This window comes from Thermus sp. FJN-A, from assembly GCF_054655095.1.
This window is the reverse complement of sequence record NZ_BAAHSC010000169.1, coordinates 164,674-179,213: the sequence shown is the minus strand read 5'-3', so window position 1 is coordinate 179,213 and position 14,540 is coordinate 164,674. Positions and strand designations below refer to the sequence as shown.

The following is a 14,540-nucleotide window of genomic DNA, read 5'->3' as shown; positions in this document are numbered from 1 at the left end:
CGTGCCCACCCTCCTCCTCAGGCTCCAAGGCCCCCTGCAGTCCTGGGGCACCCGGAGCCGGTTTGACCGCCGGGACACCTGGCCCTACCCCACGAAAAGCGGGGTGGTGGGCCTCCTGGCCGCCGCCCTGGGCCGGGACCGGAGGGGGGACATCTCCGACCTGGCCGCCCTCCGCATGGGGGTTAGGGTGGACCGGAAGGGGGTGCTCAAGGTGGATTACCAGACGGCGCAGAACGTCCTCGCCGCCGACCTCAAGGCTAAGCGGGACGTGCAGAGCTGGCGGTACTTCCTCTCCGACGCGACCTTCCTGGTGGGCCTCGAGGGGGAAGGGAGCCTCCTGGAAACCCTCTACCAGGCCCTTCGGAACCCCCGCTTTCCCCTCTACCTGGGCCGCAGGAGCTACGTGCCAAGCCCGCCTCCTTTTCTCCCCGATGGCCTCGTGGAGGCCCCCTTGGCGGAGGCCCTCAGGGGCTACCCCTACCTTGCGGGCAAGCGGCCCCGGGAGGACCTGCTCCTGGTGCTCGAGGCCGAGGAAGGCCGCCTGGTCTACGACCAGCCTGCGGGGCCCTTCAGCGAGCGCCGCTTCGCCGCGCGGTATGTCCGCGAGGAGGTGCTTCCCAAGGAGGCCGTGCCGGAAGGCCCCCCGGCGTGGGAGGTGGCCCGTGTGGATCACTAAGCTTGTGCTGAACCCCGCTTCCAAGGCGGCCCGACGGGACCTGGCGAACCCCTACGAGATGCACCGCACCCTCTCCAAGGCGGTCTCCGGGGCCTTGGAGGAGGGCAGGGAGCGGCTTCTTTGGCGCCTCGAGCCCACCCGGGGCCTAGAGCCCCCCGTGGTCCTGGTGCAGACCCTCGCCGAGCCCGACTGGAGCGTGCTGGAAGGGGGCTACGCCCAGGTCTTCCCCCCCAAGCCCTTCCACCCCGCCCTGAGGCCCGGCCAGCGCCTCCGCTTCCGCCTCCGGGCGAACCCGGCGAAGCGCCTCGCCGCCACGGGGAAGCGGGTGGCCTTGAAGACCCCTTCGGAGAAGATCACCTGGCTGGAAAGGCGGCTTGAGGAAGGGGGTTTTCGCCTCCTGAAGGGGGAGAGCGGCCCCTGGGTGCGCATTCTTCAGGACACCTTCCTGGAGGTGCGGCGGAAAAAGGGCCAGGATGAGGCGGGAAGGCTCGTCCAGGTGCAGGCGGTGCTCTTTGAGGGGCGCCTCGAGGTGGTGGACCCCGAAAGGGCCCGGGCCACCCTGGAGCGGGGCATCGGCCCGGGGAAGGCTTTAGGACTGGGCTTGCTTTCCCTGGCCCCCTAGGAGGTCCATGCCCCCCGTTCCCAACGCCAGGAACCTCAAGGAGCTTCCCAAGTTCCGGGATGGCCTTTCCTACCTCTACGTGGAGCACGCCGTGGTGGAGCGGGAGGCGGGGGGCATCGGCGTCTACGACCAGGAGGGCCTCACCCTGGCCCCGGTGGCGGGGCTTGGGGTCCTCTTCCTGGGGCCTGGCACCCGCATTACCCACGCCGCCATCCGCCTCCTCGCCGAGAACGGGTGCACGGTGGCCTGGGTGGGGGAGGGGATGGCCCGGTTCTACGCCCAGGGCCTGGGGGACACCCGAAGCGCCGCCCGTTTTTACCGCCAGGCCCGGGCCTGGGCCGATCCGGCCCTGCACCTCCAGGTGGTGCTTCGCCTCTACCGGATGCGCTTTCCCGAGCCCCTTCCTGAAGGTCTGACGCTAGAGCAGGTGCGGGGCCTCGAGGGGGTGCGGGTGCGGGAGACCTACGCCCGCTGGAGCCGGGAGACGGGCGTGCCCTGGTACGGCCGGAGCTACGACCGGGGCAACTGGCGGGCCGCGGACCCCGTGAACCGGGCCCTCTCCGCCGGGGCGAGCTACCTCTACGGCCTGGCCCACGCCGCCATCGTCTCCATGGGCTTTAGCCCGGCTTTGGGCTTCATCCACACGGGAAAGCTCCTCTCCTTCGTCTACGACATCGCCGACCTCTACAAGGCCGACTACCTGGTGCCCGCCGCCTTCCGCACCGTGGCCGAGTCGGAGGAGGCCGTGGAGCGGAGGGTGCGCCGGGCCCTGCGGGAGGCCATCCAGGAGGGGAGGCTCCTGGAGCGGATGGCCGAAGACCTTTTGGGCCTTTTCCGGGGTCTGGGCCTCCCCGAGGAAGAGGACTTAGTGGAGGAAGACCCCACCCGCCCTGGGGGGCTTTGGGACCTCGAGGGGGAGGTGGAGGGCGGGGTGGCCTATGGTGATGATGATCCTGGAGAAGGTCCCGAAGAGCCTGAGGGGTGACCTCACCCGCTTTCTGGTGGAAGTGGACACCGGGGTCTTCGTGGGCCGGGTCAGCGCCACGGTGCGGGAGTTCCTCTGGGAGCGGGCCGTGGAGAAGGCCGAGGGCGGCAGGGTGGCCCTGGCGTACCGGACGAACAACGAGCAAGGCTTCGCCCTTAGGCTTCACGGCTACCCAGACCGCTTCTTGCGGGACTTTGATGGTATAGTGCTGGTGAGCGTTCGGAACGCCGAGGCGGTGCGGAAGGCGGAGAAGCTGACCAAGCAGGTTGCGAGATACAAAAAGCGCATCGCCAAGGGTTCCGAAGGGGATCTTGAAAGCCAAAACCCGTAGCTACTCCTAAATAGACACATAGAGGGGGGTTAGGGGCCATTTTTGCCGTCCTGGTCATGTGTAGTCCCCACGCACGTGGGGATGGACCATGCTCCCACGCCTCAGGAGGCAGGGTGAGGTAGTCCCCACGCACGTGGGGATGGACCGGGGACGGCCATTAAGCGAGGCCAGCACCTCCTCGTAGTCCCCACGCACGTGGGGATGGACCGGTCACGGTGCGCAGGAGCATGCCTGACGGGTGTAGTCCCCACGCACGTGGGGATGGACCGTACTCGGCCACTCCGGGCGGCGGCGAGCCATTGTAGTCCCCACGCACGTGGGGATGGACCGTACGGGCGGCGCTGGGCACGCATCACGGAGGCGTAGTCCCCACGCACGTGGGGATGGACCGTCCTATCTGCTGACCTATTGGGCGTGGCGGAGTAGTCCCCACGCACGTGGGGATGGACCGTGGCTCGTGTGGGGGAGGAGGGTCTGCTTCATGTAGTCCCCACGCACGTGGGGATGGACCGTTAGCGCGGACGGGAACACCAGCCAACCACATCGTAGTCCCCACGCACGTGGGGATGGACCGTACGGGCGGCGCTGGGCACGCATCACGGAGGCGTAGTCCCCACGCACGTGGGGATGGACCGGATCGGGCTTTGGAGCGTTTCAAGCGTGCTCGTGTAGTCCCCACGCACGTGGGGATGGACCGGCCAACGCCACGCCGTACCAGAACTGCCAGACCGTAGTCCCCACGCACGTGGGGATGGACCGTAGGGCAGGGTAACGGTGCGGGCCTGGGCCGAGTAGTCCCCACGCACGTGGGGATGGACCGTACGGGCGGCGCTGGGCACGCATCACGGAGGCGTAGTCCCCACGCACGTGGGGATGGACCAGGGGGTGGCGGACGGGGCGAGGGCTGCTCCTCCGTAGTCCCCACGCACGTGGGGATGGACCTCCGGCCCCAGCTTCTCCTTCAGAAACGCCACAGTAGTCCCCACGCACGTGGGGATGGACCGGAGGAGGTGAATGGCGGATACGGCGGCAATCGCGTAGTCCCCACGCACGTGGGGATGGACCGATGAGCGACCTGGTCGCCAAGGGGTCAAGCGCGTAGTCCCCACGCACGTGGGGATGGACCTTTCCCTCTGGCCCTGGGTGCGCAAGTTCTTCGTGGACTGGGGCTACCGGGGTCTTCGGGGACTGGCCTCCTCCCTGGGGCTTGCGCCGGAGGGGGTGGCCCGTCCCTACGCGGGGGTGCGTGGAGTCTGGGTGCGGGAGGGGGAGGAGGTGCCGGAGATTCCGCGGGAGGAGGGGTTCAAGCCCTTGACCAAGCGGTGGGTGGTGGAGCGGACCTTTGCCTGGCTTGGGCGGAACCGGTGGCTTTCCAAGGATTACGGTCAGCCGTCAGGCTACCTTGTCCAGAGCCCCCGGGTGAGCGAGGCTTGGGTCTATCTGGGCATGCTACGCTTGTTGGTGAAGCGGCTGGCCAGGGCCACCTAGGGCCACCTGAGGCTTAATAGAAGGCCTTTGCGACGGTTTCTTAGCCTCCAAAGATCAGACCACGTTCAAGGGTCTTCCGTCCCGGGCAAAGCGCCGGGGCCTGAGGAGGTTTAACCCCACCTGGGTCCCCGGCTGGGCCTCGAGGCGCACCCAGGCCTCCCCCTGGGGAAGCCTCACCCGGCAGAGGGTCTCCCCCCGGACCTGGCGCCGTTCCAGCACCAGGGCGGGGATGGGGCCACCCGGGGCCACTTCCTCGTAGCGGAAGGCCAGGAGGCCCTCCCCCTCGGGGAGGACGTTGGCCCGGCCAAAGGCGAGGAAAGTGGCCAGGGAGGAGGGGCGGGCGTAGAGCTCCCGGGGCGGGCCCACCTCCAAAAGCCTTCCCCCGGCCATCACCCCCACCCGGTCCCCCAGGAGCATGGCCTCCTCGGGGTCGTGGGTCACGTGGAGGGCTGTCACCCCTTCCGCCTTGAGGAGGGCCCGCACCTCCAGGCGCAAGCCCTCCCGCAGCACGGGGTCCAGGGCGCTATAGGGCTCGTCCAGGAGGAGGACCCGGGGCCTGCGGGCTAGGGCCCGGGCCAGGGCCACCCGCTGCCTCTGGCCCCCCGAGAGCTGGTGGGACCGCCGCCCCTCGAGCCCCCCAAGCCCCACCCGCTCCAGGAGGGCCAGGGCCTCCTTGCGGTTAGGGCGGGGCATCACCAGGAGGAGGTGGTCCAGGGCGGTGAGGTGGGGCCAGAGCCCCAGGTCCTGGAAGACGTAGGCCACCCGGCGCCCCTCGGGGGGAAGATGGGTCACGTCCTCCCCCTCCAGGAAGATCCTTCCCTTATCGGGTCGGAGGAGGCCCGCCACCAGGTTGAGGAGGGTGGTCTTGCCGCTCCCCGAGGCCCCCAGGAGGACGAGGATCTCCCCCGGGGCCACCTCCAGGTCCACCCCGCGGACCCCGGCCCCCCGGCCGAAGGCCTTGGTCACCCCCACGAGCCTCACCACCGCCTTCCACCCCCTAGGGCGAGGAGGGCCGAGGCGGCGAGGAGGGCGAGGAGGAGGCCGAGGGCCGCCGCCTCGCGGTAGAGCCCCCCGTTCAGGGCGCTGAGGACCGCCACTCCCACCGTTTCGGCCCCGGGGGCGTAGAGGAGGGAGGAGAGGGTAATCTCCGCCAGGGCCAGGGGGAAGACCAGGAAGAAGCCCGCCCGGGCCTGGGGCCGGAGGAGGGGGTAGCCCACCCGGAGCCAGGCCCGCCAGGGGGGGAGGCCGTGGACCCGGGCGGCGGCCACCCCCTGCTCCACCCTCACCCCTCCTTCCAGGGCCCGCAGGGCCAGGCTGGAGAAGCCGAGGAGGTAGGCGAGGAGGAGGAGCCACGGGGTGGCGTACAGGGGGGTGGGGGCCAGGAGGAGGATGAGGCCCAGGGCCAGGAGGGTGCCGGGGAGGGTGTAGGGCAGGTCCAGGGCGGCGCGGAGTCGGGCCAGGGCCGTGGGAAAGGGGCGCAGGGCCAGGGCCAGGAGGAGGGTGAGGGTGGCCGTGGCCAGGGCCAGGAGGAGGGAGTGGAGGAGGCCCTGGCGCACCAGGGGGAGGGCTAAGGCCTCCGCGAAGGCGGGCTCGAGGGCCCCCGTGTAGGGGTTGAGGAGGGCTTCCCGCAGGAGGCCCCAGGCGGCGAGGGCCAGGGAGGCCAGGGCGTAGAGGAGGAAGACCCCGCGGTAGAGGGGGCTTGGGGTAAGCCCCTCTGCGGGGGCGGCCTCCAGGGCGGGGGGGCGGCGCAGGAGGAGGGCGGGGAGGGCGAGGAGCCCCAGGAGGAGGCCCAGGGCCGCCGCCTCCCCCAGAGGGTCCGGGCTCAGGGGGCTGTGGAGGCGGGCGTAGGCCAGGGTGGGCAGGACGTAGACCCGGGCGGGCAGGCCCAGCACCGCGGGGATGCCGAAGTTGCCCAGGAGGGCCAGGTACACGAGTCCCCCCGTGGCCAGGAGGGCGGGGAGGAGGGGTGGGAGGAGGACGCGGAAACGCCGCCACCCCCGGACCCCGTGGACCCGGGCGGCCCGCAGGTGGGGGAGGAGGGGGTCCAGGGAAGGCCTCAGGAGGGCGTAGGCCATGGGGGCGTAGTGCAGGGTGAAGGCCAGGAGAAGGCCGAGGGTCCCGTAGGCCCTGACCCCCAGCCCCTGCAGGGTGAAGAGGACCCCCATGCCCGTGACGAAGGGGGGGATGTAGAAGGAGAGGAGGAGGAGGGCCTCGAGGCCCCGCCCCACCCCCCCGAAAAGGGCCAGAAAGGCGAGGAGAAGGCCTACGCCGAGCACCAGGAGGGTGCCCCCGGCGGAGAGGAGGAGGCTATTCAGGGCCACATCCCAGGCCGCGAGCGCCTCCCCCAGATGCCCGGCCCCCCGGGCGGCCAAGACCAGGAGGGGCAGGGCCGGCAGGAGGGCCAGGGCCCAGGGAAGGGGGGAGGGGCGCCCGAGCCCCGTCATCGGCGAAGGCCGAAGAGCTCGTTGAACCGGGCCAGGGTGGCGGCGTCCGCGAACCGGGCGGAGAGACCCACCGCCCGTTCCGGGGCCCCCTTGGGCCTGGGGGCCCCCGGCATCACCGGGTAGTAGCCCCGCTCGGCGAAGAGGCGCTGGGCCTCGGGGGAGAGGAGGAAGCGGAGGAAGCGGGCCGCCAGCTCGGGGCTCTTGCTCCAGGTGGGGATGGCCACGGGGGTGGGCACCAGGATGGCCCCGTCCCGGGGGTAGACCACCTCCAAGGGCGCCCCCTTGGCCGCCTCCTGCCGCAGGCCGAAGTCGGTGGTGATGGCAAGCCCATACTCCCCCCGGGCCAGCTTTTGCTGCAGGACCGGGTTGGACTGCTCCACCTGGAGGCCCTGGGCCTTGAGGCGGGCGAGGAAATCGAAGCCGAAGCGGGCGGCCAGGGTCCCCACCGTGGCCAGGGCCGCCCCCGAGTAGTTGGGGTCGGGCATGGCCAGGAGGCCCCGGTAGGCGGGCTTCAAGAGGTCCTGCCAGCGGGTGGGGAGCTCCCTTACCCTTTGCCGGTTGACCCCGAAGACGTTGTAGAGGAGGCGCACCTCGTGGTAAAGCCCCCCGCCCGGGGCGTACTGGACCGGGTAGCCGGGGACCGTGGGGGGCACCCGGCGGAGGAGGCCCTTGGCAGCCAGCTCCTTCAGGAACTCCTCGTTGGCGAACCAGAGGAGGTCGGCCTGGGGGTTGCCCGCCTCCAGCTCCGCCCGCACCTTGGCCACCACCTCCCCCGTGCCCGAGCGGAAGACCTTGACCTCCACCCCCGGGTTCTCCCGGCGGAAGGCCTCCACCAGGGCGTTCACGTCCGCCAGTATCTCCGAGGTGTACAGGGTTAGGCTTCCCTGGGCCGCGGCCAGGCCCAGGAGGAGCCCAAGGGCGATAGGGAATCCGCGCCGCATACGGGAAGACCCTACCGCCCCCCTGTCAGACCCGGGTCAGGGCTTGCACCACGGGGCCAGGGCCTGGTCCACCCGGGCCTGGGCCTCCCTGGTGGCCTCCCTGACCTCCTTGCGGCCCAGGACCACGGCCTGCTCCGCCTCGGCGATGATGTCCTTGACCTGCTGCAGGTTGTAGACGGGTAGCTCAGCCTTGGCGTAGGCCAGCTGCTCCCGGGCGGTGAGGGCCTGGGGCCAGGCCCGCACGTAGTCCTTCATGGCGGGGAGGCTCCAGCTGGCGCGGCGGGCTGCCACGTAGCCGGAGTCGATGCTCCAGCGGGCCTGGAGCTCGGGGCTCGTCATGAACTTGATGAACCGGAGAGTGGCCTCCCGCTTGGCCGGGTCGGAGCCCTTGAACAGGTAGAAGTTGGCCCCGCCCGTGGGGACTCCGTAGCGGACCTTCTTGGGCTGGAAGGCGGTGCCGAAGGGGAAGCGGGCGTTGTTGCGGATGAAGCCCAAGGAGCCCGTGGAGTGGTAGATCATGGCCACCTTGCCCGCGGCAAAGTCCCCGGGGGTGGTGCCCCAGGCGATCACCCCCTCGGGGCTCACCCGGTGCACCGCGGCCAGGTCCCGCTTGAACTGCATGGCCTGGCGGACGGGCTCCGTGTTGACCAGCACCCGGCACCCCCGCCCCTGGGGGTCGTAGAGGAGGCCCCCCGCCTGGATGACCAGGCCCTCCAGGAGCCAGGTGGAGCGGTCCTCCGTGGGGATGGCCACCCCGTAGCGCACCACCCGGCCCTGAGGGTCCCGCTTGGTGAGCCGCTTGGCGTACTCCACCAGCTCATCCCAGGTGGTGGGGGGCTTTTCCGGGTCCAGCCCGGCTTCCCGGAACGCCTCCTTGTTGTAGTAGAGGATGGGGGTGGACCGCTGGAAGGGGAGGCTGTACACCTTGCCGTCCAGGGTGGAGTTCATCATGAAGGCCGGGAAGAAGTCCGCCACCGCCCGCTTGAGCTCCGGGTCCTGGGCGATGTAGGGGTCGAAGGGCTCGATGGCGTTCATGGAAAGCAGGGTGAAAAGCTGCTGCGACAGGAGGATGGCGGTGTCGGGGGGTGTGCCCGCCTTGATGGCCGCCACCACCTTGGCCTGGTTCTCCTCGTAGTTGCCCCCGAACACCGTCTTGACCGAGATATCGGGGTTCTTCCGCTCGAACTCGGCCACGTAGGCCTCGATGAAGCGGGCCAGGGGGCCCGCCACCCCCACCGGGTAGTAGAAGGTTATGGTGGTCTTCTGCCCCAAGGCCGCGCCCATCACCAGAATCCCTGCCAAGAGCCACTTTCTCGCCATTTTCGTACCACCTCCTTAGCCCTTCAGGCCGCTATGGGCGAAGGACTCCACGAAGGCCCTTTGGAAGAGGGCGAAGGCCAACAGCACGGGAAACCCCACGAGCAGGGCCCCCGCCGCGATAAGGCCCCACTCCATGCCGCTTTCCGCGGAGCGGGCGAAGCTGGCGAACCCCAGGGAGAGCACCCGCTTTTCCGGGCTCTGCAGCACCACCAAAGGCCACAGGAACTCGTTCCAGTGGTAGACCAGGCTCACCAGGCTGAAGGCGGCCAGGTGGGGCCGTACCAAGGGCAAGAGGACCCGCCAGAGGATCTGCCGGGGCGTGGCCCCGTCCACCAGGGCGGCCTCCACCAGCTCCCGGGGGATCTGCCGGAAGCCCTGGCGCAGGAGGAAGGCCCCCGTGGCCGAGGCCACGTAGGGCAGGGCCAGCCCCGTGAGCGTGTCGGTAAGGCCCAGGGCCTTGAGGGTGAGGAAGTTGGGCAGGATGAGGGCCGAAGGAGGAAGGAAGAGCTGGAGAAGGACCAGGTGGAAGGCCCAGTCCCCACCCCGCCCAGCCATGTGGGCCAGGGCGAAGCCCGCGGTGGTCACGGTGACGAGCTGGACGGCGAGGAGGCCGAAGGCGAAGAGGGCCGTGTTGAGGTAGAGCCGGGGGAAGTCCGCCGAGGCCCAGGCGAGCCGGAGGTTCTCCAGGGTCAGGGGGCCCACCTCCCCGCGGTTGAGGCTCGCGGTGGGCGTGAAGGCGGCCAGGAGGGTGAACCCCGCCAAGGCCAAAAAGGGCAGGGCCACGAGGAGGGCCGGGATTTCCCGGAAAAGCCGCCGGAGCCCTTTGGCTGCGGGCCTGGCCACGGGAGCCGCCCGGCGCCGCAGGGCCTTAAGCGTCATAGTGCACCCCCCTTTCCAGCCGGGGCAGGGCCAGGAGGGCCAGGAGGCTGAGGAGGACCAGGAGGGCCAGGCTGAGGGCGGAGGCCGAGGGGAAGTCAAAGTACTCGAAGCCCAGGGTGTAGACCCGGTAGAGGAGGTGGTCGGTGGCCCCCACGGGCCCGCCCTTGGTGAGGAGGAAGATGTGGTCCACGTTGCGCAGGGCCCCTAGGCCGGCCATGACCCCCACGAAGAAGGTGGTGGGGGAGAGGAGGGGCCAGGTCACCTTGAGGAAGGCGGCCAAGCGGCCCGCCCCGTCCACGCGGGCGGCATCCAGGAGTTCCTTGGGGAGGTTCTGGAGGCCCGCCAGATAGTAGAGCATGTAGAGTCCGGCGTCCTTCAGGACCCCAACCAGGACCACGGCCAGAAAGGCCCCCAGGGGATCTCCCAGGGGGTTTTGCCAGCCCAGGCCCTGGAGGAGGCCCCTCAGGGGGCCTAAGGGGTTCAGCAGGTAGAGGAAGACGGCGGCGAAGGCCACAGTGGGGAGGACCACGGGGTGGAAGACCACGGCCCGGGCGGCCCGGCGCCAGCGGCCCTCCCCCTCCAAGGCCAGGGCCGCCAGGAGCCCGAGGAGGACGGAAAGGGGCACGGTGAGGAGCGTGTAGAGCAGGGTTACCTTCAGGGCGTTCAGGTTTTCCGGGGTGAGGAGGCGGGGGAGGGCGAGGAACCCTTCCCCGGCCACCCGGAGGGCCGGGAGGTAAGTGAAAGCCCCGAGAAAGAGGGCGGTGGGGAGGAGATAGGCCCAGACCCGCACGGTGTCTTCATACCGCTGCCAGGTCAGAACTCGGTCAAGGGGGAGGGTCCCATCGGCGCTCCACCGGTTCCTCGCATTCTGCTCCCTTACCTGTTTAAGTAGCATTCTGGGTCCGGGGCCGTGGCGGGTGAGTCTGGCGTGCGCAGATACGGGGGTACTCCCCTGCTCTTCGCTTCTTCGCTCCCCAGGACGGCGATGCCCCGGACGGGGAGACCCTGGTGCCCCGGTTCCGGGAGGGAGCTACGGGGACGTGCGGCAGCGGTGGGTCCTGGTGGAGGGTGAGGCCTGGGTCCACGGCGCAGGAGACCAAGGGGGTTTTATATCCTTGCTTTTCATACAGTGCAATGCTAAATTAGCGAGGATGATACCGAGGCGCCTCCAACCCCTTCTGGAAGCCCGCTTGGAGGAGGTCCCCGTGGTGGTGCTCACCGGTCCGCGGCAGGCCGGCAAGACCACCCTGGCCCTGGAGGTGGCGCAAAAGCGGGAAGCGCTCTATCTGGACCTGGAGTCCGATAGCGACCGGGCCAAGCTTTCTGCCCCTGAGCTCTACTTGGAGGCCCACCTGGGCCGCCTGGTCATCCTGGATGAAGTCCACCGTATGCCCGGGCTCTTTCCCCTCCTCCGCAGCCTCGTGGACCGCGCCCGAAGGCGGGGCCTCCGAAGCGGCCTCTACCTTCTCCTGGGCTCCCTCTCCCCCGAGGTGAGCCGCCAGGCGGGGGAGAGCCTGGCGGGCCGGGCAAGCTACCTGGAGCTTTCCCCCTTTGACCTCCTGGAGGTGGGCTGGGAAGCCGAGCCCTTCCTGTGGCTCCGGGGCGGCTTTCCTGAAAGCTTCCTGGCTCCGGGGGAGCGGGAAAGCTTCCGCTGGCGCCTGGACTTCCTTCGGTCCTACGTGGAGCGGGAGATCCCCCTCCTGGGAGGGCGGCTTCCCGCCGAGGTGCTCCGCAGGTTCCTCACCATGCTGGCGCACCTTCAGGGAGAGCGCCTGAACGTTTCTGAGCTGGCGCGGAACTTGGGGTTGGACGGGCGCACCGTGAACCGCTACCTGGATTTCCTGGCGGACCTCTACCTGCTGAGGCGCCTACCTCCCCTGGAGGCCAACGTGGGGAAGCGCCTGGTGAAAAGCCCCAAGGTTTACCTGAGGGACAGCGGCCTGGTCCACGCCCTTCTGGGGCTTAAGACCCTCGAGGACCTCCTGGCCCACCCGGTCGTGGGGCGAAGCTACGAGGGGTTTGTGGTGGAGAACCTCCTCCGGGTGCTTCCCGAGGGGGGTGAGGCCTTCTTCTACCGCACCCGGGCTGGGGCGGAGGTGGACCTGGTCCTCCTCCTTCCCGGGGGCAGGATCTGGGCTGTGGAGGTCAAGCGGAGCCTTGATCCCCGGCCTTCTCGAGGGTTCCACGAGGCCATGAAGGACCTGAGGCCCCAGGAGGCCTTCGTGGTCTACCCGGGAAAGGAAACCTTTCCCATCAGTGAGGGCGTTTTCGCCGCTCCCCTCTGGGCCGTGATGCAAAGGCTCTGGGCGAGCTAGGCACCCGCGCCTAGCCCACCTTGGGAAGCGCGGGCTGGGCCTCCTCCAGCTCCAGGCTTTGCTCCGCCTCATCCCAGCCCAAAAGGCCCGCCATGCGCGTTGCACCAGCCTAGGCAGGGCCTCCAAGGCCCTCTCCCGGCCCCAAAAGGCGAGACCCTTCCCCGCAGGCAAACCTACGAGGGAGAGGGTGGAACATTTTAGGGAGGCCCTTACGGAAGTCCGAAAGAGGCGGAGAGTCTTCCTTCTTCGTCAGCTTCATGTATCCGTCCGGGTTCAGGGAGGGGGGCCTAGCCCATCGCCTTGTGCCGGGGAGGAGGCAGAAGGGGAGAAGAAAGACCCTGAGGCTTTAGGTAAACTAAGGGGGTGGAGGTTATACCATGCCCTACCTGGTAGGCCCAAAGGGGCAGGTGGTCATCGCCAAGGAGATCCGTGAACGCCTGGGGATCGGCCCGGGCTGGCGGGTGGTCCAGCGCCTGGTGGAGGACCACGTGGAGCTCTACTTCCTTCCTCCACCCCACCGGGCCTCCCTCAAGGGCCTCCTCCGGGACCGGATCCGGGTCTCCCTTCCCGAGGAAGCCTGGACGGAGGCGCGGGAGAGGGCCTGGCGGGCCGCCTGGCCCGAGGAGGGAGAAGGGTGAGGGCCCTGGTGGATACGAACCTCCTCGTGCGCTACCTCACGGGGGACCCACCGCACCTGGCGGAGCAGGCCGCCCGGGTCCTGGATGGGGAGGAGACCCTCGGGATCACCGAGGTGGCCCTGGTGGAGACCGCCTACGTGCTGGAGTCGGTGTACGGGGTTCCCCGGAAGGAGGTGGTGGATGCTCTCCTCGCCCTGCTCCAGAAGGAGAACCTGAGGGCGGTGGGGGGGGACAAGGACCTCTGGATGCGGGCCCTCCTCCTTTGCCGCCCTTCCCGGAGGGTCTCCTTCGGGGACGCCCTGATCTGGGCGGCGGCCTTGGCCTCGGGGGTGAGGCGGGTGTACACCCTGGATGCCCGCTTCCCCCGGGAGGAAATCCAGGTGGGGCCTTAACTACCGCCGGGGTGGGTTGGCGCAGGAGCGGCGGGCTTTCCCCCTAGGTCCCCTGGGAGAGGGGCTCTTCCCTTCGGCCCTCCCTGGCCGCCATGCCGCACGAACCCTCGATGCTCCGGAGGGAAGGGGAAGGCTATCCAGGAGAGGCTCCCTCACATCTACCGCCGAAGGTCTCCTGGGCCCCATCCCCCCACACCCGAGGCCAGAGCAGCGGGGCTTAGCGAAGCTTTTCGCCCAGGCGCACGAGCCAGATGCGGAAGGGGCCCTCGGTGCCGGTGATGGCGAAGTCGTTGTCGTTGGCGATGGCCAGGGTCTGGCCGTCCTCCAAGAGGGCCAGGCCCTCCAGCTTGTCGGTGTCTATCTCGGGAAGCCTCCAGGTGTCCAGGAGGAGCCGCCGCTCGGGGAGGGCGATGCCCTTGGCCCGGTAGTCCACCCCCGCCTTGTCCAGCTCGGGGCTTGACCCCTCGGGGTGTTCCAGGAGGTTGGTCGCCTTGGCGAAGTCCACGAGGAAGATGCGGGCCCCTCCCTCCGCCCGCTCCAGGAGAAGGAGCTTCTCCTCCTTGAGCCAGGTGGCGGCGCTATACTTCAGGTCCCGGGGACGGTTGGGCTTCGGGTAGTCCTTGGGGTCGGAGAAGGGCACGAGGTACATCCCGGTGACCCGGGCCCTCAAGGGGTCGCTCACGTCCAGGCGGACCGCCCGGGCCACCAGGCTCCCGTCAAAGGCGGGGTCCTTGGTGGAGCCGATGGGGCTTTGCAGGAGGATCCAGGCGGTCTTGCGGTCCCCCGAGAGGGCCAGGTTCTCCAGGCCCCGGTTGTTGCGGCGCTGGCGCAGGATGGGAGGCAGGATGTCCCGGACCGGGTAGCTGGCGTTCAGGCGTACCCCCTGGGGCGTGTAGCGCATGAGGATCCGGCCTTCGGGGTCCGCGTGGACCAGGGAAGGGGAGTTCTCCTCCACCAACCAGAAGGCCCCGTCCGGGCCCACGGCTACGTCCTCGGGGTCCAGGCCGTCCGGGTCAAGGGGGAGGCGCCCCTGGCACCCCTTGTCGGTGAAGGGGACGTCCTCCCCGGGCAGGTTGGGCAGGCCGGTGATGGGCTTGCCTCCCAAGTTCCTCAAGGGCAGGGCCCTTTCCAGCTTGATCTCACGGCCCTCGAGGCGGAAAAGGGCCAGGGTGGGGGCGAAGCGGGGCAGGGGGAAGGACTTGCCCCCAGGGCAGTCCCCGTTGGGGCCGCGGTCCGTGAGCCCCACGAACCGGCCGTTTCCCAGGTAGGCCAGTCCCGAGCCCAGGGCGGGCAGGCGGTCCGTGGGCCAACCCGCCTGCAAGGCGGCCGCTATTTCTTCCGCGGTCAAGTGCGGGTTTAAGGCGGTGATGGGCGTGGGGGGGAGGGTGTACACGCCTACCACCTGGCCTCCTTGGGCCAGGGCCAACCCCAGGGCGAGGAGCAGGAGCCAGAGCGTCTTCATACGGGCCCAAGCCTAGGTTGAGCTTGTCAGGCCACGGTCAGGCCTTT

15 protein-coding genes and 1 CRISPR repeat array are annotated in these 14,540 nt (G+C 69.6%); of the genes, 8 read left to right on the top strand and 7 right to left on the bottom strand.

The window, feature by feature from the left end; genetic code table 11:
• The first annotated feature begins 1 nt into the window (after position 1).
• From cas5e to ACYQ0J_RS05190, 5 genes are all read left to right on the top strand, one after another.
• Positions 2 to 676: a type I-E CRISPR-associated protein Cas5/CasD gene (gene cas5e, locus ACYQ0J_RS05210; protein ID WP_460171124.1), complete on the top strand. Its 675-nt coding sequence runs from the start codon at positions 2 to 4 to the stop codon at positions 674 to 676.
• Positions 663 to 1,298 carry a type I-E CRISPR-associated protein Cas6/Cse3/CasE gene (cas6e, locus tag ACYQ0J_RS05205; RefSeq protein WP_460171123.1) on the top strand — a complete coding sequence of 212 codons (636 nt, stop codon included), beginning with the start codon at positions 663 to 665 and terminating at the stop codon, positions 1,296 to 1,298. Before cas5e ends, cas6e begins: the two co-directional genes overlap by 14 nt.
• A gap of 7 nt (positions 1,299 to 1,305) precedes the next feature.
• Positions 1,306 to 2,283: a type I-E CRISPR-associated endonuclease Cas1e gene (gene cas1e, locus ACYQ0J_RS05200; RefSeq protein WP_460171122.1), complete on the top strand. Its 978-nt coding sequence runs from the start codon at positions 1,306 to 1,308 to the stop codon at positions 2,281 to 2,283.
• The gene (cas2e, locus tag ACYQ0J_RS05195) at positions 2,237 to 2,614 is read left to right on the top strand and encodes a type I-E CRISPR-associated endoribonuclease Cas2e (protein WP_460171121.1); all 378 of its coding nucleotides are present in this window, start codon (positions 2,237 to 2,239) and stop codon (positions 2,612 to 2,614) included. The genes cas1e and cas2e overlap by 47 nt, the downstream gene beginning before the upstream one ends.
• Before the next feature lie 60 nt (positions 2,615 to 2,674).
• A CRISPR array of direct repeats spans positions 2,675 to 3,742; the repeat unit is 30 nt; unit sequence GTAGTCCCCACGCACGTGGGGATGGACCGT.
• 15 nt (positions 3,743 to 3,757) lie between these two features.
• Positions 3,758 to 4,102 (top strand): hypothetical protein, encoded by a 345-nt coding sequence (locus ACYQ0J_RS05190; RefSeq protein WP_460171120.1) that lies wholly within the window; start codon positions 3,758 to 3,760, stop codon positions 4,100 to 4,102.
• 54 nt (positions 4,103 to 4,156) lie between these two features.
• Here ACYQ0J_RS05190 and ACYQ0J_RS05185 read toward each other — a convergent pair whose 3' ends face one another.
• The 6 genes from ACYQ0J_RS05185 to ACYQ0J_RS05160 are packed head-to-tail and all read right to left on the bottom strand — an operon-like array spanning position 4,157 to position 10,476.
• On the bottom strand, positions 4,157 to 5,083 hold the full coding sequence (locus tag ACYQ0J_RS05185) for an ABC transporter ATP-binding protein (RefSeq protein WP_460171119.1): 927 nt from the start codon (positions 5,081 to 5,083) through the stop codon (positions 4,157 to 4,159).
• Positions 5,080 to 6,546, bottom strand: a complete 1,467-nt coding sequence (locus tag ACYQ0J_RS05180) for an ABC transporter permease family protein (RefSeq protein ID WP_460171118.1) — start codon at positions 6,544 to 6,546, stop codon at positions 5,080 to 5,082. Before ACYQ0J_RS05180 ends, ACYQ0J_RS05185 begins: the two co-directional genes overlap by 4 nt.
• A complete protein-coding gene (locus ACYQ0J_RS05175; protein WP_460171117.1) occupies positions 6,543 to 7,487 on the bottom strand; it encodes an ABC transporter substrate-binding protein in 945 nt (314 codons plus the stop codon). Before ACYQ0J_RS05175 ends, ACYQ0J_RS05180 begins: the two co-directional genes overlap by 4 nt.
• A gap of 36 nt (positions 7,488 to 7,523) precedes the next feature.
• On the bottom strand, positions 7,524 to 8,807 hold the full coding sequence (locus tag ACYQ0J_RS05170) for an ABC transporter substrate-binding protein (RefSeq protein WP_460171116.1): 1,284 nt from the start codon (positions 8,805 to 8,807) through the stop codon (positions 7,524 to 7,526).
• Positions 8,808 to 8,822: 15 nt separating this feature from the next.
• The gene (locus ACYQ0J_RS05165; protein WP_460171115.1) at positions 8,823 to 9,686 is read right to left on the bottom strand and encodes a carbohydrate ABC transporter permease; all 864 of its coding nucleotides are present in this window, start codon (positions 9,684 to 9,686) and stop codon (positions 8,823 to 8,825) included.
• Positions 9,676 to 10,476, bottom strand: coding sequence for a carbohydrate ABC transporter permease (locus ACYQ0J_RS05160; protein WP_460171114.1), 801 nt, complete (start codon positions 10,474 to 10,476; stop codon positions 9,676 to 9,678). The genes ACYQ0J_RS05165 and ACYQ0J_RS05160 overlap by 11 nt, the downstream gene beginning before the upstream one ends.
• 361 nt (positions 10,477 to 10,837) lie before the next feature.
• Between ACYQ0J_RS05160 and ACYQ0J_RS05155 the strand changes: the two genes are divergently transcribed.
• The 3 genes from ACYQ0J_RS05155 (at position 10,838) to ACYQ0J_RS05145 (ending at position 13,031) form a co-directional block, all read left to right on the top strand.
• Positions 10,838 to 12,001: an ATP-binding protein gene (locus ACYQ0J_RS05155; protein WP_460171113.1), complete on the top strand. Its 1,164-nt coding sequence runs from the start codon at positions 10,838 to 10,840 to the stop codon at positions 11,999 to 12,001.
• A 377-nt stretch (positions 12,002 to 12,378) separates the two neighbouring features.
• Complete coding sequence (locus ACYQ0J_RS05150) at positions 12,379 to 12,639, top strand: AbrB/MazE/SpoVT family DNA-binding domain-containing protein (RefSeq protein ID WP_460171112.1); 261 nt, start codon at positions 12,379 to 12,381, stop codon at positions 12,637 to 12,639.
• Positions 12,636 to 13,031 carry a PIN domain-containing protein gene (locus ACYQ0J_RS05145; RefSeq protein ID WP_460171111.1) on the top strand — a complete coding sequence of 132 codons (396 nt, stop codon included), beginning with the start codon at positions 12,636 to 12,638 and terminating at the stop codon, positions 13,029 to 13,031. Before ACYQ0J_RS05150 ends, ACYQ0J_RS05145 begins: the two co-directional genes overlap by 4 nt.
• A gap of 217 nt (positions 13,032 to 13,248) precedes the next feature.
• Here the strand turns inward: ACYQ0J_RS05145 and ACYQ0J_RS05140 are convergent, their stop codons facing one another.
• The gene (locus ACYQ0J_RS05140) at positions 13,249 to 14,493 is read right to left on the bottom strand and encodes an esterase-like activity of phytase family protein (RefSeq protein ID WP_460171110.1); all 1,245 of its coding nucleotides are present in this window, start codon (positions 14,491 to 14,493) and stop codon (positions 13,249 to 13,251) included.
• Positions 14,494 to 14,540 lie beyond the last annotated feature (47 nt).